10 protein-coding genes are annotated in these 19,811 nt (G+C 40.1%); 4 read left to right on the forward strand and 6 right to left on the reverse strand.

Features of this window, described 5'->3' with window-relative positions:
* Positions 1-50: 50 nt before the first annotated feature.
* On the forward strand, positions 51-2,171 hold the full coding sequence (locus SANK73390_RS00750) for an ATP-binding protein (RefSeq protein ID WP_462762296.1): 2,121 nt from the start codon (positions 51-53) through the stop codon (positions 2,169-2,171).
* A 346-nt stretch (positions 2,172-2,517) separates the two neighbouring features.
* Here the strand turns inward: SANK73390_RS00750 and SANK73390_RS00755 are convergent, their stop codons facing one another.
* Positions 2,518-2,751: a hypothetical protein gene (locus SANK73390_RS00755; protein WP_462762298.1), complete on the reverse strand. Its 234-nt coding sequence runs from the start codon at positions 2,749-2,751 to the stop codon at positions 2,518-2,520.
* 78 nt (positions 2,752-2,829) lie between these two features.
* Here SANK73390_RS00755 and SANK73390_RS00760 point away from each other — a divergent pair, with 78 nt between their 5' ends.
* Entirely contained in the window at positions 2,830-3,084 is a 255-nt protein-coding gene (locus SANK73390_RS00760; protein WP_462762301.1) for a hypothetical protein, read from the forward strand.
* Positions 3,085-3,432: 348 nt separating this feature from the next.
* On the opposite strand, the gene SANK73390_RS00765 is transcribed toward SANK73390_RS00760, so the two are convergent.
* The 5 genes from SANK73390_RS00765 to SANK73390_RS00785 all read right to left on the reverse strand — a co-directional run bounded on the left by SANK73390_RS00765 (position 3,433) and on the right by SANK73390_RS00785 (position 13,721).
* The gene (locus tag SANK73390_RS00765) at positions 3,433-4,752 is read right to left on the reverse strand and encodes an MATE family efflux transporter (RefSeq protein WP_462762304.1); all 1,320 of its coding nucleotides are present in this window, start codon (positions 4,750-4,752) and stop codon (positions 3,433-3,435) included.
* A 198-nt stretch (positions 4,753-4,950) separates the two neighbouring features.
* Positions 4,951-10,578, reverse strand: a complete 5,628-nt coding sequence (locus SANK73390_RS00770; protein WP_462762306.1) for a beta-ketoacyl synthase N-terminal-like domain-containing protein — start codon at positions 10,576-10,578, stop codon at positions 4,951-4,953.
* Positions 10,575-11,129, reverse strand: a complete 555-nt coding sequence (locus SANK73390_RS00775) for a chorismate--pyruvate lyase family protein (RefSeq protein ID WP_462762309.1) — start codon at positions 11,127-11,129, stop codon at positions 10,575-10,577. Before SANK73390_RS00775 ends, SANK73390_RS00770 begins: the two co-directional genes overlap by 4 nt.
* Before the next feature lie 18 nt (positions 11,130-11,147).
* Positions 11,148-12,734: an AMP-binding protein gene (locus SANK73390_RS00780; protein WP_462762312.1), complete on the reverse strand. Its 1,587-nt coding sequence runs from the start codon at positions 12,732-12,734 to the stop codon at positions 11,148-11,150.
* 252 nt (positions 12,735-12,986) lie between these two features.
* Positions 12,987-13,721 carry an SDR family oxidoreductase gene (locus SANK73390_RS00785; protein ID WP_462762315.1) on the reverse strand — a complete coding sequence of 245 codons (735 nt, stop codon included), beginning with the start codon at positions 13,719-13,721 and terminating at the stop codon, positions 12,987-12,989.
* Positions 13,722-14,615: 894 nt separating this feature from the next.
* Between SANK73390_RS00785 and SANK73390_RS00790 the strand changes: the two genes are divergently transcribed.
* Together SANK73390_RS00790 and SANK73390_RS00795 are read left to right on the forward strand one after the other, a co-directional pair.
* The gene (locus SANK73390_RS00790) at positions 14,616-16,076 is read left to right on the forward strand and encodes a cytochrome-c peroxidase (protein ID WP_462762318.1); all 1,461 of its coding nucleotides are present in this window, start codon (positions 14,616-14,618) and stop codon (positions 16,074-16,076) included.
* A 555-nt stretch (positions 16,077-16,631) separates the two neighbouring features.
* Positions 16,632-19,748: an efflux RND transporter permease subunit gene (locus tag SANK73390_RS00795; protein ID WP_462762320.1), complete on the forward strand. Its 3,117-nt coding sequence runs from the start codon at positions 16,632-16,634 to the stop codon at positions 19,746-19,748.
* Positions 19,749-19,811 lie beyond the last annotated feature (63 nt).

Genomic DNA, 19,811 nt, shown 5'->3' on the forward strand with positions numbered 1-19,811 from the left:
TAAATGTTAAATTCTAAGCAGTTACCTGTTATTAGAATCTAGAGTTTAGTATGCCTGATGTTCATGGAAGTAACAACAATACACCTAAAAATGTGAGATTCAAGTTCGATGGTTCCTTATTGACGGAGTTATCACAAAAAATCCCATCTAACCTGTTTGCTTTAAACGAACTCATCAAAAATGCGTACGATGCGTTCTCAGCAGACATATATATTGAAATCAACTCAGAAGAGAGGACTATTGCAGTAGCTGATAAAGGTAATGGTATGGGAAAACAAGAAATTGACTCTTTATTCCATATAGCAAATAGCTCAAAGCAATATGGAGAATTAGTAATACAAGATGGTATTGAAAGAATAACTCAAGGCTCAAAAGGTTTAGGTTTTCTTGCTGCACTAAAATTTGGAGAAGACATAACATGGACAACAACAAAAAATGGAGTAACAAGTAAATTTCACCTCAATAAGACTAAGCTCATATCTGAAGAGAATTTGGCGGATATAAATATAGGTCTAGAGGAGTTTCAAGGTAATGGTAATGGCACAACAATTACTATTAAATCCACAAAAGAGATCATTGATGAACTTCTTATTGATTTACAAGATTCACGGGTAGTACTAAAGCTTGTTGGGGCAATGAATGATCCTTCTTTCAATGTTAGATTGAAAATAGATCAAGAGATGGAGTTTACCACAAATAAGCTCATCGATTTCAGTCTTGAACAAACAGAAAAACAACTATTTTTCATCAAATACAATCCAAAACAAAAGAATATTGAGTTTTTTCATAAAGGTGAATTAATCGAAGTTACTTCAGCTGATAAGGTCGGACTAAGCCCAGATTATCACATTACAATTGAATTAATCGCTTTCTTTGGACCTAACGTCAAGAAAATTTCAGGACTCCATAAAAGCGTTAGTGGAGAAGAAGGAAAAAATGAATCTTTAATGCCATTAATATATGTAAATAGGAATTTATTTAATAATGACTCTTTATTCGATCCTCAAAGCTTCAGGTACAAACGTAATTCAGAGATAATGCCACAAATGATTGGTTTAGTATCAATCTCATCGAAATCTAAATATATTGACTTCAATTCAGATAGAACTAACTTTGTAGAAAACTCAGTCACTAAGCAATTAACAAAAGATTTAAACTATCTTAATGAAAGAATTCAGAGTGCGGGTTCAAGCTTAAGAGTTAAACTTAAGGCATCAAAAAAGCAACCCCCTACCGGAAAAGCGAAACCTGAAGAAAAATCTAGCAAAGAAATAGTCCTACCTGCTTCAATCCACATGAATGGCAAAGCTCGCACTACTTTTTATGTTCCTTCAGATCCTATATTACTCAACGAGTATATATACAAAGCCATTGATAGCTCAGGAAAAGAAATAGACAAAGACAGAATAGAAGTAACTGTTGATGGCGAGGCGAGAGACATTAAAATAATCGAATCAATCAAAACTCCTCGCCAACTGAATGTAGAGTACAGCTATAATGATCTTAAGACAGGGTTAGTTGTAAAGCATGTTTTACTAAAGTTTGAAAAAGCAAAGGCTCCTTTAGTTACAAAAAGTGAGGGAGCATTATTCACTATAGAGTCGGTCACGGGCTATAAAATTCAAACTAGCGTTATTTCTAAGCTTATGTCTTCAATTGAAGCCGCATGGGGCCATGGTCGAGGAAAAAAAATTTACTTTCCTGTTATAGCATGCTCAATTAGAACCGTTTTTGAAGTCGCTAAAAATAAACTTTTCAACAAAAGAAAATATTGGTTGAGTACCAAAAGTGATTTAAGTCTATTGAGTAAAGAAGTAAAAGAGCACTACAATGGACAACTTCTCTTTCAAGTATTACAAGTTGTTATATTAATTAAGAAAAATGAAGAGCTTACAAAGCTCATTCACATGGATTCAGGACTGGATATATCAACTTTAAAGCAATTGTTGAGAGCAAATTCCATTTTAAAATCTGTTAAAGATTCTAATGTTGGAGCTCATGGCTCATATAATCACTTAACCAATGATGCGGTAGAAGATTGCGCCAATATAGCCGGTTTATTTGCAATGTTTTGTGATGTTTTAATAAATATCGATGAACACACTGCTAAATCATTTTCAATTACCAAAGTAACCGCCCAAGATTACAAAAGATATATTGAATTTATCTAAATAGAAAAATTATTGGATTAGGACTCATATCTGACAACATTTTTAATGTTATGAGTTGAGTTTAAATGTGCATAGTATGATACTTTATTACTCAAGGTGGGCTCTGTTCTGAAGCTTTCTAAATTTCAGTATGATACTTTATTTTTCATGAGATAATTTTCACAGTGGTAGAATAAGGCCAACAGCGAATTTCAGTATGATACTTTATTACATTCCCACATTTGTGTGACTTAGTAATAAAGCTTCATCCCAAGTATTAAAGTATCATCCTAAGTAATAAAGTTTCATACTGCACTGAGAGAAAGCCGATTAAGAAGTAATCGGCTTTCTAGTTTTATATACCCTCTTATTTTCGAACGGCTAGTGCAGCCTTCATTGGTAAATCCAGTGCTAGATTACCCCAGTTTTCAAAGTAGGGACTGGTTGCATTTCTTGCTGTTTTTGGGTGTCTAATAGCCCACTCTTGAAGATGTAAAAAGAGTTCCGACGCCGTAATTTTTCTAAAATACGGTTCGAAAGGTGAACTTAAATCTTCCGTAACAAAATCAATAAGTAAATGTTCAGATAAATTGTATGCCACTTGTTTGCTTAACAGGGCGAGAGGTATGCGAGGTTCTCCGCCAGAATATTTGCATATATGTAGGGCGAATAAATCAATATGGGCCCTCAATCTTCAGCCAAGGGTACTCTAGTACTTGGTGAGAATGCGAGACACAAAGGAGGGTATGGTATTCTTCGTTACTCGCGTTTACTAGAGGGCAAGCGTGAAGACCCCAAACCGCTGCCAAAAACAATCAATACTGGGATGTGGAATGCTCACCCGTTTATCGCACCTGATGAGAGTTACATTATGTGGGATGGCATCCGAGAAAGCGGATATGGTGAAGCCGATCTTTATATTAGTTTCCGTTAGACTGATGCTCGTTGGGACGAGACAATCAACTTAGGGGAGGTGGTTAATACTGACGCTGAAGAAGGGGCCATCTTTCACACCGGATGGACAATACTTTTTTCAATAGAATGGTATTGCGTAAAGATGACAGTGGTCAGCGTCAATCGGATATATTCTGGGTTGATGCGCAGATTATAAAAGATCTAAGACCCAAATAAACATGCGCTCTTTACGGATTATTACTTGCTGAATAAGCGCTGTTTCCTCTGGAGTGTGATTACACTCAAGGCAGATGAATCAGCTTTGGCAGAACCGTTTATCTAACATATTCTGTCGCACAGCTTAAAAGGTGATGAACAGTTTGTGAGACTACACTTCAATTGTACTCCATCGCCCTTGGTGCCATATTTTGACAAAAATACCCGCTTGAATTGCGCGATAGGCAATATTCAAGCTCCATATGGCTAGCAAACCCATACCAAGATAATGACTGACGATCCAAGCTGCTGGTAAGAACACCAACCACTGAATACTAAAAGAGATTTTTAAAACTTGTTTGCTAGCGCCTGCACCCAATAGTGAGTTGAGTAAAATAACGCCAACGGCATCAAAGGCCAACAAGAGTGATATTAATTGCAAAGGCAGTTTAGCCATATCAATTAAAGTTTGCTCGTGTACAAAGATTGATAATATCAACTCAGGAAATAACACTATTGGCAAGCTGATAGAGCACATAAACAAGAAGCCTATTAATGAGGTGTCCCATCCCCAGCGTTTTGCCTGATCAGGCGCGCTTTCTCCCAGAGCTTGGCCAACGAGAGAAGCCGCAGCTAAACCAAAGCCAATGCAGGGTATAATCATAACAAGAGTGATATTGACTAAAACATTTGCCACCGCCAATTCATCAGTGCCAATCGAACCAATAATGATAAACATAACTGTTAACCCTGTTGCGCGAAAAAGTTGCTGCGCGCCTTGCGGTAATGAAATATTAATGAGTGCACGAAGTTGCTCTGTGCTTGGTAGTTGTTGTAAAAAGCCTGACGTAGCTGAATACTTAAAGCCTAAATAGAAACAATACACCGTACCAATAAATAGCGATAGCGAAGTCGCAACCCCAGCGCCAGTCACCCCCATTTTTGGAAAGCCGAAGTTGCCAAAAATTAATAAATAGTTGAGCACAACATTACAAATTAGCATTAATAATAATGTGTTCATAAACAGTTTAGGGCGTTTAATACCGCTCCAGTAGCCCCTAAATGATAACGTCATTGCAACCGCCGAAATGGCTAATGCACGTACTTGCAAATAGTCATTTCCTAGCGCTATCACATTGGGATCGCTATGCAGTGCAGGAAAAAAAAGTGGCGCCGTATAATAGAGTAAGGCTGACAATGGGATCCCGATAACACAGCTAATGAGCAGTGCACCATTGAGCGGTATGGCTGTTTCGCTGTCATTACCTTTTCCTTTCATTCGGGCCGAAATGGCGAGTACACCGCTGGCAAGTCCAATCAACAACGCAAAAGACATAAAATTGATCTGTGACGCAATACCTACAGCGGCTAAGGCGTCTGTTCCCAAAGTTCCTACCATGGCCATATCTATCACCACCATGATATTTTGAGAAATAAGTCCTGCTATAATGGGAAGCGCCAAGCATATAATTGTTTTTATTCGATTTAGCAAAACGATACTCCAGCCATCACCCTAGTTTGCTTTTTCTGGGCGATTTATTACATACCTGACTCGAAAAAGCTCTATAAGGCATGATTGACATCACTTACCTGTTAGCACTAATTAGTACTAACAGACGCTAATTTAAGAGCCCGTATCACTGTTGACTACTCTTCGAATTCAACAGTGATAGGCTGATAGTCTTGGTAACTAACTTGTTACTTTATCGTTTTTTACAGTTCTCCAAGTGCTGTATACGTCAGAGCTAAGTATGAGTGCTTCCATTTTGTAGAGCCCGACTAACTCGCCATTAACTATCAAGTCACTTTGCCAATTAATAACGCGGTTGCCGCCAACATCCAGTACGTTCATATCACCATTGGTGATAAAAACGGATTCATGTCGCTCTAACGCTCGTAATAAACGAATTTCAAGCGATTTAAGTATCCCGACGCCTTTGCTTGGATTATCTGTTGGTATTTGGTCACTCTGTTCAGCGTTGTTTTCGGCCAATAAGCGTTTGGTCATTGACCGTTCATGCTGCCTACACCCTTCTATTAAATGAGTCACATCAATTAAGCCTGCTGTATTATCGGTAAATATGGTGTTTGAATGGTTCGGTGAAAACCATACACCGGGTTGATCCCAAGCTGACGTAGGCATACTGATAAATACATTATCGATTTTGTGTTTGTTCACCATATTGTGAATACAAAGGCTGACATCTTCAGGCAATTTTGAATGAAGCTGTGGTGCGCTTGTTGATGGTGACACATTTTGAATGGTTACACTGGCCTGGCAAATGCTTTTTTCATGCTGTTTGACTTGCGCAGTGAAGGATTTAGAGTGAGTTTGTGTATCATTACTGGCCTCGGCGCAGAATAATTCTGCGCTATCACTTTCACAAAAAGCATCAAAATGAATACTTAAGGCCGAAGTATAGAAACTCGACGTATTGGAGTTGTGCAGCTGCGAGACTTTGATTAATTGCATCATTGACTCAATTAATTGCACACCCGTTATATGGTCTAAGGGGTGGTCATTAAAAAATGCGTGTTCCTCGCAAACGACTACCTCTGCTTGTAAGGCATCTGGACTGCTGCCACATGGCCTCACATTTTTGATTATAATGTTACAGTCTTGCTCTTTGAGGTTACGAGTTATTTTTTGCAAAGCGCAGCTCGTTTCTTCGTCCAAATCAGATGGGGTTGCTACTGCTTGAGTATTTTGCAAACTTACAGGTGCTATTTCTTTGTGTAATAACGCGGTTATGTCGTCAATAGTCTGCATTGCGAGTACCTGACTTGGCTCTAAAGAAAGATCAGAAAAGGCTTTTAAAATGTCATTGGTGGCTTTAAGTCGAGTAATTGAGTCTACGCCTAATTCCTCCAAAGCAGTAGAGGGGTTCAGCGTCTCAATGGAGTGGCCTGTATGCTCGCAGAAAACTTCTTTAATTTTAAGGCTGAGCTCGGTTGCACAAGAATCACTTGTGTCAGATGGTGACATATCAATTTGCTTGCTCTCATCATTTTCATTTGCGCAGCTCTGGCCTGTTTGCTCAGCAATAAAGCGCACCATTTCATTGACATTTTGTAGTTTCAATAACGCACTTAAGTCAAGAGAATAGTCTGGGTACATCTTGATAACTTGATTAGCCAGCTTTAAGCGAAGAATAGAATCAATGCCAAGTTCGGTTAGCTTGGCTGACTTATCGATGCGCTTTAACGGTAACTCTGTATTTTCAGAGACTGCTTTCATTATACTAGAGGTAATACCAGCATCGTTGGTTGTTGAGCACAGAGCCTCATCTGAAGGTACAGTACACTTAGAGGTATTAGCCATAGTATCAGGTGATACAGTATCAAGTGGTTCTAGAATCGGTAGCCAATAGCTGGTTTGAGCAAATGGATATGACGGTAAATTAATGCGTTTAGGGCGGGTGTTTTTATGTAGTGATTGCCATGAAGAGGGTGTTACACCTCGCACCCAAAAGCTTGCGACTTTATGTAGTTCTTTTGCTTCGGACCAGTGATTAAGCGCGGTTTCAAGGCCTTCATCTGAATCCCAGTTGAGTAGTTCAAGCTCTTTATCTACCGTACCTCGGTAACAATTATGCTTACTAGGCGTACCGGCCAAGAATTGCTGTAGCATATCCATCAACTCTTTGGGTGTATGAACAATCATCGCCAAGCGTTCTTGCATGTCATGGCGACCAACTTGCAAGGTATAGGCAATATTTATCAGTGTTTGTTGGTTACATGAGGAACCATTTGGGCTGAGCTTTATCAGCTGGTGGTGCAATCTGCTGGCAACAGTTTGTAGCTGCTCAGAGGTTTTCGCCGAAAGCAAAACTAATTGCGTAGTCGCATTTGTCGAGTCAGCCTCGGTATTTTGTTTTTCCTGGTTGCGATCCTCTTCGTTTGGTTCTTCAATGATCACATGGGCATTTACACCACCAAACCCGAATGAACTAACACCTGCTCGTAATGGTATCGACTTGCCGTTAGGGTCTGTTAAGCGTTGCCACGGCTGGTTTTTATCAACAACATAAAATGGACTATTATGTAAAGATATAGCCGGATTGGGCTGATTAAAATGCAGCATACTGGGTAGTGTCTGGTGTTTCATTGACAATAATACTTTAATCAATCCAGCTATACCTGCGGCAGATTCACAATGACCAATATTGGTTTTTGCGGTGCCCAGACCACAATATTGATGTGGTAAAGTTTCTGACATGGTAGTAAATGCTTCTTTGAGCGCCTCAATTTCTATGGGGTCGCCTAAAGGAGTGCCTGTGCCATGGGCTTCTATATAGCTTACTGACTCCGGGGCTATATTTGCATTTTGGTAAGCTGATTGTATCAACTTAGTCTGACTATCAAGGTTTGGCGCTCGCAACGAATTTGATTTACCATCATGGTTGATAGCTGCAGATTTAATTACACCATAAATTGAATCATTGTCTTTCTTTGCTTGCCGATAAGGTTTAAGTAAAACAGCGCCATACCCTTCTGCACGTACAAATCCATTCGCTTGTTCATCAAAGGTTTTACATGAGCCGTCAGCCGACAACATGCCTGCACTATGTGCTGCTTTATAGATGCGAGGAGTTAAAATAAGATTAATGCCACCGGCTACAGCAACTGTACAATCGCCTTTTTTTATCGCTTCTACGGCATGATGAACGGCAACTAACGAACTTGAACAGGCGGTATTGATAACTTCGCTTGGACCATTAAAATCAAACCACCTAGAAGCTCGATTCGCTATCATACTCATGTGCACTCCAGAGTCTAAATATGCGCCATATTTTTCGCACAATTCTGGTTGTGTTAAAGTAAGTTCTAAGTAGTCATTATTATGGGCACCGATGAACATCCCAACGTTTTGGTCGGTTAATTTCTTAGGGTTATGTCCAGCGTTTTCAAAGACACTCCAAGTCATTTCCATTACTTTACGTTGTTGCGGATCCATACTGTTGGCTTCTAAAGGAGAAATACCAAAAAACTCAGCATCGAAGGTATCAATATCCTGTAAAAAACCACCCCAATTTGGAAAGGTGTTTGAAGAGCTTTGCTGAGCATTTTTCTCCCGTGAGAATGCTTGTCTATCTGACGGTACTTCTGTAATACAGTTGGTCTGGTTGATTAAGTTCTCCCAGAAGATATCTAAATCTGTTGCACCTCCTGGAAAGTGGCCACTCATGCCAATGATCGCTATCGAGTCATCGTCTAGTTCGTTGTCACTATGATGAGCCACCTGCTCTTGTAGTGGTGAATTGGTATCACTTTGTACATCAGTTGGTCTGCCAAGTGATACAAGCTCTTCGTTTAAGTAGCTAGCAAGCTTGTTAAAGCTTGGGTACTTAAACAGCATTACTGGGGCGAATGCAAATTCAAAGACTTCTTCAATTTTTTTAGAAATGATCACGTATTGAATTGAATCCAACATGATGGCGCTGAAATCATCAATATTCACTAAATCATGAGGAGTTAAATTTAGCTCCGGTGCAAACACCTTGTTTTTCAAAGTATCTACAATAGATGCAAGGCTATCATTGACTGCGGTGGGCAATGAATTTTGAACCTTCCCTTGATGTGCAACATCGCAATAAAGTGTTGGCAGCGAGTCAGTATTGTGTAATTTACGGCATGCTTGCTTTTTGACCTTACCACTTCCTGTTCTTGGAATTGCATTTTTTGGAACTAAGCGAATTTCATGTGCTCTTATACTGTGGCTTTGAGCGACAGCATGTCTTATATCGGTAATAATAGATTGATAGTCATTTTGACTTAATTCATTATTGACCTCTTGTATGATAATGATTTTTTCTTCATTTTCGATTTCCTGAGAAAATACCAGCACAGTCAAAGTGAGGTATTCGACGTGACGCTTGATAGAAGATTCAATATCAATGGGGTGATGGTTTTTACCATTTATAATGATGAGATCTTTTTCTCGACCAACTACGTAAAGGCACTCATTGTCAACAAAGCCTAAATCACCAGTTCTGAGGTAGTTTTTATTTTCATTATTTATTTTTGCACGGAAGGTTGAGGCTGATTCTTCTGATCTGTTCATATAACCTGAAGCGATTGACGGTGAGTGGATTAAAATTTCACCTATAGTGCCTTCGTCACATGGGGTTAGGGTGCCCTGTTCGACAATGACAACTGATGTGTCAGCTGTTATCTTACCGCTGCTTGCCACCGTTTTGGCTTGACTGGTTTGTTTCGCCAATTTTACTTTGTTTTGTTCCAAGCTTGGTGCATCTAATTCTATAAATTGCTCTTCGCTGTTAGTGCAAGCGGTGGTAACCGCTCCTACTTCGGAGAGGCCATAGTGGCAAGTGATGGCTTGCGCATTGAGCCCAAGACATTTGAATCGCTCATTAAAATTAATGTAACTGTCTTGATTAACCGGCTCACCCCCACAAATTATGGCTTTTATGGATGCTAAGGGTGTTTGGTTTGACGATTGAAACGAGCTAATGTCCACTTTGTTGACACAAAAATCTAGCGCAAAATTTGGGGCTGCAGTATGAGTGGCTTCATGCTGTAAAATATGATCAAACCAAAAGTTTGGTTGCTGTAAGAAATGTTTGGCATCGAATATGACGCTCAAAGCGCCTTTTGAAAGTGGTGCTAAAATATTAAAGTGTAAGCCAAAGTTATGAAAATGGGGCATCCATGAAACAATGCGGCTGTCACTTGTGATCCCCCATTGTTCAGCACCACTATTCATTTGAGAGACTAAGCTTTGGTAGGAAATTTTTATTCCTTTTGGTTGCGAAGTAGACCCTGAACTGTAGAGCAAAATGGCCAACTCATCGGGTTGTTTGGTCTGTTCACGTTTAGTTTTTAGCTCGCTATGACAAAGCTGATTGATGTCTAGTACATGGCTATTTGCTAGGCTGCTTGAATCTTTAATCAACTGAGATGTTTCAGTATTCGTCAGAATACAACTTGCTTGTGAGTCGGCTATTATTCGTTCTAAGGTTTCAAATAATGTGTCTTTTTGCGTTAAGTCACTTAAGGGGACCGGAATAACAATGAGGTTTGCATACCAACATGCCAAAAGGCTGTAGATATAGTCAAAACCTTGTGGAAAAAGCACAATGACCTTTTGCTGTGATGCAAACGAGGTGCTCAATGCGCTACCAAAATGTTGTGTTTTATCTATTAAATTGGCACCGGTTATCAAATCTAACGAATCCTCAGCTGTTAGTGTGGCAAACAGAGTTCGGTTGGATAAAGGTGTAATGAAGTCAATTACAGATCTCCACAGAGGAATTCCACATGTCTCAATGAGTTGCTCTTGTTGTTTTTGTTTCATGATTTATCCTTAAAATATGACATGGGAAATTTTTCGTTAATAACCCCAAAAGGTGCGCCGTTATTAATTACAAGGTATGTTCTTGATAGCATAGGTGTGTTTGGCTTTAAACCGAAATGGGGGGAGGATTCTTTGCAAATTTCTGATTTATAATCAATGATCTTTCGGTATATTTCGGTTTTCTCTTTCTCCCACAATAAGCCAATCGGCGTGTCGGATTGCAAAAGGCTATATTGAATATTTGTCGACAATTTTTCGAAGATAAAAACTGAATCAGCATAGATATAGTGTTTCTCTGCGCCACTGAGTAAAATTGTTCTTCTTAACAGTGGGTCATCTTCAGTACAGCCAAGGACTTGTGAAGATATACCTGTGGAGATACCCTGATCCAGTTTATTAACCTTTATTTTTTCGCCAGTGTACAGTTCAAGCAGGCGTGTTACGGTACCATCGGTTGTAAACAGAACTTTTTGAAAAAGGCTCATATCGTTCTGATCTAAGACTTTTTTATCAGGCTGATTTAAATTCAAATCTTTTAATTCGTTAAGCATGATCCCTATACCTCTAGTTTAGTCTTGTAATTTATGGCGCTGTATTTTCCCTGACGCTGTTCGTGGGAATACATCAACAAATAGGATTGAATCTGGGCAATATTTATCTCCCATGGTCATTTTTATATGCGCTTTTAGCTCAGCCTTATCTGTAGAGACATTTTTTTTCAAAATTGCGTATGCTTGAATCGTAGGTGTTTGCTTTGATTTCACCACAGCACACTCCGCAACTGCTTTGTGGTTAGAAAGCGTATACTCCACTTCTAATAGGTTAAGGCGACCAGAGTCTGAGTGAAATTCATTTTCAGCCCTCCCATGACACCAAAAGTGACCATTGTCATCCATGAGTACGCAGTCATCGGTAATATTCCATCCATTGATCACATATTTTTTTTGTTGTTCACCGGATAGATAGTGACACCCTAACGGGCCGCGTACTGCCAGTCGTCCGATTGTGTTTGCTGGGAGGTTATTGCCTTGAGAGTCAACAACTTTAGCTTCATAACCAAATATTGGTTTGCCGATACGACCTGATTGAATATCATCAATATCTGGGCCCAGGAATAAGAACAGCATTTCGGTGCAACCAATGCCTTCATAAATGGAAATATTGGTTTTATCTTTCCAAGCCTGCCAAATCGAGGGCATAATATGCTCACCGCCTGAAACACAAAGCCTTAAGTTGGAAATATCGTAGTTGTCACAATCATCAGCCATGGCTTTATAGGCATTTGGCGAAGTGAATAGAACTGTAGGCTGGCAACGGTCAATGTTTTGTAATAATTCATTAGGAGTTGGGCTTTCTAATAATACTGTAGTGGCTCGACAATAAAGGGCAGATAGCAAAAGCGAACCTAAGCCAAAACCAAATGCCATAGAAGGGCTGCCTATCAGTGTATCTTTTTCCGTAATCTTGAAAGTGCGTTGTCCTGCCGCTTGGCAGGCAATCAACATATCGCGATGTAAATGGATAACGGCTTTGGGGTTGCCTGTGGTCGTGCCCGAGGTGAATCCAATTAAACAGCAGTCATTGGCAGCGGTATCAACATTATTAAATTTAGTAGATTGGTTACTTAACCTTGCATGAGTTGCTAAGTTGGCATCGAAAGCTACTACGTGCGTAAGTATACTGGTTGTTTGTTTTACGCTAGCAAAACGCTCTTCAAATCTGTCATCACACAAAGCGAACTTAATTTGTGCTTTTTGAACCACTTTGACAATTCCTTGCGGTTCTAGTGTAGGTAGAACGGCGACTGCTACGGCACCAGCTTTAACAATACCAAGCCAGCTGGCAGCCATCATGAAATTGTTGGGAGAGCAAAGTAGCACGCGGTTTCCTGACAATACACCTAAATCATGCACTAAGTAGTTGGCTATTTGATTAGATTTGTCGAGCAACTCTTGGTAGGTATAGCTGCGATTGGCCGTGATCACGGCGGTTTTATCACCAAAACCTTCAGTAATCGCGTTGTCTAAGATGTCAGTGGTACAGTTGATGCGCTCTGATAGAGCAAATTTATCCAAGTTAATTAACTTTGGCAAATTTTCTGTAGGGCTATTTTTTTCAATAAAATCATCATAATAGGACAGTTTTTTATTGTTCATTTTAGTGTTCCAGTCTAAACATATGCTTGATTTCAATCTTATTTACAAATTTATAACCAGAAAAGACATTGGTTTATTTAAAGTTTTGCAATGTAAAGTTCATTGAAATAATGTATCTATTGGTTGCATTGGTTGCATTGGTTAATTTTTGTTTTTTTCTCAGGCGTCAGTAAGTCAGCGCCATTGAGTGTGCGTTTTAAATGTTTTTATTTAACAATTGGTTACTGGCGTATGGTGTGTCGAAAATGGCTTTTAACCATTTCTGATCATTGCGTATATCCTCTTTGGAAATAGTCGTTTTAAAAAGAATATATTCTTACTTTTTCCAGCCAAAATATCAGAATGATCCGTTTCTATACCTTGTAGTGCCTCATTGACCAGTTCACTTGCACTCATTTTGTTCTTTCCTCGTCCTTTGGTCATTTCTGTGTCAACCAAGGGCGGTACAACTTCAAAAACTTTGACTGATGTGCTCTCTAGCTGATAGCGAAGCGCTTGAGTAAACATTCTAAATGCGGCTTTTGAGGCACAATATACGGGGGCGGATTGTTTCGGGACAGCAGCTAATAGTGAAGTTACATTCACAATTGCAGCTTCATGTTGTTGCAAAAGTAAAGGTAGGAGTCGATCAATCAGTTTCATTTGTGATGTCGCATTGATGTTCATTTCTTCATCGATTAAATCAATGTGACTATCTAGTTGAGTAAAACTGTAATTTTTTTGGATGCCTGCATTATTGATAAGTACGTTTAGGTCTGAGTGGTGAGTTTGAATAAATTCAACAAGTTTTTGTTGTTGCTCATCATCAGCAATATCGCATTGAAAGTAATCAATTGAAGGGATGTCTTTTTGTACGTTTTTTAGTTTATCTAGATCGCGGCCGCAAATGACTATTTTACTCGATCTCTTAGCAAGTCGCCGAGTAAATTCCAAGCCAATTCCAGAGCTACCCCCAGTAATTAATAATTTTTTTCCTGTTAAATCCATAATGATTACCTACCACTTTCCTTACTGATTTGTTGCTATTAAATCCTTTCCTTTGGCACTCAAATATTAATTAATTCATATACTTAAACAGTCGCATCTTGATTGAATTTATACTGGTACCCACTCTGTCCATCTTGGATCCAGAGCGATTAGAGCCTAATACTAGGGAATGCATTGTTGCTTTTCAAGAAATTTTTTGTGTTGTGATAATAACCAGATTTTGATCTTTTTCTTATTTCGAACGTCTAAACTGCGTTAATAACCATTGCTCATTAGGGGATGTTGTATCTTTTTTGGGGTCTATTTTTTCTGATAGAAAATGATTTTATGAAGTGGCAAATTTCTCTTTTTTCTTGGAGAGCATCTATAAAAAGATGATGCGAGTGCACGATAAAAGCCATCTAATTGATAGAGGTATATGATTACTTGTTATGTTTTTTAGGTGCTTCATTTCGACCTTGAACCTCGTCGTTAGCGAAGTAAAAAGCACCTTTCAATTGTTCAAGCTTCTCCTATCTAACTAATAGAACACTCAGCACTGAATGGTAAGTTGTACTAAGGATTTAACGTACGAAATGATGACTCAGAATAGCTGCTGCGTGTAAAGATAAGCCGTACAAATGCCATATGCTGATCAATAAGTAAGTTCCACCGTTGCATGAAGAAGAATGGATATCCTTTGGCCTAATGTTTGAAACAAAGGGGGTTGAAAAATTTTTACAAAACGGTACTATCCGTGTTTGCTTAACAGTCAGTCAATAAATATTTAATATTCTCGCCTGGTTGTTAAGTTTTGTGACGGTAGCGCTGAGTTGTTAATGGATGTCGTTGTGTTACTGATAAATGAAGGATTGCGTTTGTAAGTGCTGAAAGGTGCTAATTAAGGAGTTGATTATGAGTATAACCAAGAAACATCTTTTTTTACGAACGACACTATGTGTATCAATAGCGACACTATGTGTATCGTGTGTATCAGTTTTTTGGGAAGAGCCATCAGTATCTGCTGAGCCTGATGTTCAAGCATTAGAAAGCTTGGGTAAACACGTTTTTTTCGACAAGATCTCGGTTCCAGATGGACAATCTTGTGCATCTTGCCACGCGCCTGAAGCAGGTTGGACATCACCTGATTCGCAGATTAATGAGCTTGCAGTTGTTGTACCAGGTGCAAAGTCACATAGGTCAGGTAACCGCAAGCCACCCACGGTCGCATACACCAGTAGTGCAAAGAACTTTGGTGTGTCACAGTTCGCGCGCAACCCAACTGGATGTGAAGAAGAGCACTATGGATTTTTGTGTGCGGGCGGCCTATTTTGGGATGGCCGTGCAACGGGTGAGAATGTAGGCAAAGAGGTATTTCAAGGCACTTCGGATGAGCTGAAAAATACCTATGAGCGCTTCCTTGGACCACTAGCAGACCAAGCTTTGGGACCATTTGCAAACGATGTAGAGCAAAATGTACCTGATGGTGAAGATAATGGCATGCCAGGAGCAGAATTTGTCTGTCGCCATGTCGCCAATTCAGAATATGCGAAGCTTTATGAGCAAGCATGGAAAGAACAGATCGATTGTGAAACAACAGGGGTAGATATTAGCTTCAAGCGCATTGGTGTTGCGCTCTCTGCATGGCAACAATCTGATGAAGTTAACTCCTACAGTTCAAAGCGAGATTTTGCGGTGATGAACGATGATGATGATACGCCTGGGCATTCTCCATTTAAGTATCTTACCGATCAGGAAAACCTAGGTAATGATTTATTTTTTGGCTTAAAAACAAAGCTCAACCCTCAGGGTAAGAGTGCTATGTGTATTGATTGTCACAACAGTGAAGCACGAGATTCTGTCGGAAACGAGCTACATCAACAGTTTACAGACAATGCGTTTAATCATATCGGCTTACCACCAAACTATGAGGCATCAAACTTTAATCTCAATAGGCCTGATACTGGGCTTGCCGAACACACGAGCGCAACGCCTCTTACCAGTGGTCATGCTGGCCATTTTCGCACCCCAACAGTGCGTAATGTTGATAAAAGAACAAGCGAGGGCTTTGTAAAGGCATATATGCACAATGGATATTTTAAAAACTTAGAAGATATTGTGCATTACTACAACACTTCGTTGACTAAAATCGATCCTATAAAATGTCCTGCCGGAACAACTGCTAAACAGGCTCGAGAAAGAAATTGCTGGCCAGAGCCTGAAATTAACAGCCCTAACCAAGCGAGTAATGATGAACTGAAACTAATGGGGAACCTCGGCCTTACTGAAAAAGAAGAAGCGGCGCTTGTCGCGTTTTTAAAGGCCTTGACGGATACCCAAGCGGTTACGCCTCCTAAGTTGGTTAGTCGAGATTAAGTTCTTTTGCGGTATTACATGCATGTACCTTTCATCATTATGGGCATCTTTGATACCGCTGCTGTTTATGCATACGAATCGGTAAAGTGAAGGGTGAAACATTACCATGTAGGTTGGGGGCGATCAAAAACGTAAAACACGTTGCAAAGCAACATCATAACCCCTAGTTTAAGTGTTCTAACAGAAGGGGTGGGCGAGGATGAAAAGTCATTGCTTAGTTTCTGTCAGAGACTGCATAGACCATTGCTGATGGTTTGCAGTGAAATTGGCAAGGTATTTTTACTTTGCAAAAAAAATGGTGTTTTACACTATTTTTATCCATCTGTGATTTACGGTAAATCAACGATGGCAAGGAGTGAACTAAAGGCATAGCGTTCGATAATCGCTGTTGGCCAAATTTATTGATTAGATTTCAAGGAGTGAATGACTTAATGAGTCCAACGACTAAGCTCATTCGTTTTTCTTCCTTTTAATTCTCATCAATTGTTTTGTCTTTTCCGGTTGCAAGGCTAGAAAAGGCTTGAACCCGAATAATGTTTAAAGGGACTAGCAAAGATGAATTTAACAACAATAACGATGAAAAACCCAGCTGTAACAGCGGTTTTGATCGCGATTGTATCTTTAATGGGGATTTTTTCGGTGATGAAGTTGCCGATTCAATTGTTTCCAGATATTGAACGTCCACAATTATCGATACATACCGGTTGGCGAACAGCGTCACCAAAAGAAATTGAGTCTGAACTTGTTGTACCAATAGAGAGAGTGCTGGAAGGCATTCCTGGTTTGGAAGAAATGAATGCAACTGCCAATACGGGTTATTCCAATATTATCCTTACGTTCTCGATTGGTACCGATATGCAAAAGGTTTTGGTCGATGTGATTGGGCGAATGAATCGACTGGATCCTTTGCCGCGCGATGCCACTCAGCCTCAAATTCGCTTAGGTGGTGGTGCGCCAGCATTAACATTCTTCTTTTTACAATCCTTACCAGGTAATACCAAACCGATCGGCGAATATCGTGAATTTATTGATGATGTTATTCGTCCTGTACTGACTGCAATACCTGGAGTGGGAAATGTTGAAGTGCGCAGTGGGGCCAGTAGTGAACAAGAATTACAGATAACCATTGATCCATATCGTGTAGCTCAGTTGGGGTTGAGCATTCCAGAATTAACACGACAGTTAGGAACAGCCAATGATGTTTCTGGCGGGCAAGTTGATCTTGGGCGCCGTCAATATACATTGCGAATGACTGGCCGCTATGCTCCGAGTAATTTACCCGATCAAATTATAGACTGGCATGATGGTCAAGCTATTACTCTTGGTGATATTGCTACAATTGAGGTTGCAGACAGCAGACGTACTAACCTTGCCGTACAAAACGGTAATCCTGCGATTAGTATTCGCATTGATAGAGAACCTGGTGCTAACGTACTTAAGACGCTAAATCTAGTAAAAGCTGCGGTTGATGAATTGCAGCAAGGCGTTTTAAAAGACAATAAATTGGCAATGACCCAATCATTCGATTCATCAGTATTTATTTATCGAGCAATTAATTTACTTTCCAGCAATCTTGGATTTGGTATTTTACTATCCATTGGTATCTTGTGGTTGTTCTTACGACAGCTAAAGGCAACATTGATTATTGCTGTGGCGATCCCTTTGTCTTTGCTAGCAACATTTATTGTCTTAAAGCTGATGGGGCGTAGCTTCAATGTCATTTCACTGGCGGGCTTGGCGTTTGCTGTTGGTATGGTGGTGGACGCTTCAATTGTGGTGCTAGAAAATATCATCCGGCTGCGAGAACAGGGCAAAGATCGTTTTTCTGCTGCCGTACAAGGGGCCACTCAGGTTTGGCCCGCTCTGTTAGCATCCACTGCTACCACGGTAGCTATTTTTATACCGGTTCTTTTTTTAGAGGATATTGAGGGACAGTTATTTGGAGATTTAGCTTTAACGATTGCTATTGCCGTTTGCTTTTCTTTGTTGGTTGCTTTGACGATAACGCCATTATTGATGAATCGCTACATCACGGCTAAGGATCTCTCTAGTGCGGATCATTTGCATACCTTGTGGGCTCGAATTACTCACGGGATCATGAAGCTAACTTCAAGCCGTATGCGAAGAGTGCTATTAACTGTGGTGCTCATTGGCGTACCGGTTTCGGTTTCTTGGTTAGCATTACCCAAAATAGACTATTTACCGGCTGTTAAACGAGACAATGTGGACACCTATCTACAATTCCCACCTGCGACAAATATCAACACTTTGGAGCGAGATGTTGTTAACGTCATGATTGAGCGTTTACAGCCGTATTTGAATGGTGAAAAAGAGCCGAAGCTTAAAAATTATTACATCATGGTTTTCCCTGATGGTGGGGGAAATATGGGGATATTGGGTGAAGATCAAACTCAGATCTCGCAAATAAAAAAGCTTATAAGGGAGGAAATTCTAGCCGATTTACCTGATTTAGTTGGTTTTCCTAATCAAAGAAGCTTGTTTGGTCGGTTGGGGGGAAGTCGTAGTGTGCCGCTTCATATTCAACTCAAAGACCCACAAGCGCTAGATGAAGTTTCAGCGCTTGCCAATGATTTGGTTAAACAAGCAATGCCTAAAGCAAGGGTCCGAGTACATCCAAGAAAGCAGCGAGCAGAGCCTGAAATACGAGTTACGCCAATAGACTACAGTTTAGTAGAGCAAGGGTGGAATAGAACAGACCTTGGTTTGTTAGTGCGCACTTTTGGTAATGGCGCATATGTAGGAGAGTATTTTGATGGTAAGAAGCGACTCGATATTATTGTTAAAACAGCACCTTGGGATAGCCCTGAAAGCTTGGGTAATACCCCAGTTATCACACCAGCTGGAAATCTCTTAACTTTAAATCAGCTAGGTAATGTTGAGCGAACTGTAGGCCCTGGTCTTGTTTTGAGAGTGGATGGTCGCAGGACGATAACGTTAGAGGTGATCCCTCCTCAAGAGCAATCTCTAGAAGAGACAATCAGTATTTTACAGAATCAGGTTGAACCTAAGATTCGCGCTGTATTACCAGAAGGTGGAAATATTGTCTACGGTGGTAGCGCCGATAATTTGCAACAAGCCGTTTTAACGCTTGGGCAGAACTTTTTAGTTGCCATAGGCCTACTATTTCTATTAATGAGTGCGTTGTTTCGCTCAGTAAAAGACAGCCTCCTCGTTGTATTAGCTATGCCGTTGGCGATGGTGGGGGGGATCATTGCATTGCAAGGTATTAGTGCAATTACATACCAGTCACTGGATTTACTAACCATGATTGGGTTTGTGATTTTACTAGGTTTGGTTGTGAATAATGCGATTTTATTGGTTCATCAAACACGTATGGGCGAACGCTCTGGGTTAGAACGTCACCAAGCCGTTGAGCGGGCCTTATTGTTGCGCTTACGTCCAATTTTCATGAGTACCTCAACCAGTATTGTTGGCATGCTTCCGCTACTTACCATACCTGGTGAAGGCAGTGAAATTTATCGAGGCTTAGCTGCTGTTATTGTGGGAGGCATGACTATTAGTTCAGTCTTTACCTTATTGCTGTTGCCATGTCTTTTACGCATGGGCAAGGGCTTAGCTGCAAATTCGGATGAGATAGTTGATGAGGAATTAACGTCTTTACCTGATGCCGTGAAGACAGAATTAAAGTAAGTAATGGATTAGGTTTGACCTAATCCCAGCGTTAATCAAATTATCGAATTCAAATTAGGTAAG

The organism is Pseudoalteromonas sp. SANK 73390 (assembly GCF_054966645.1).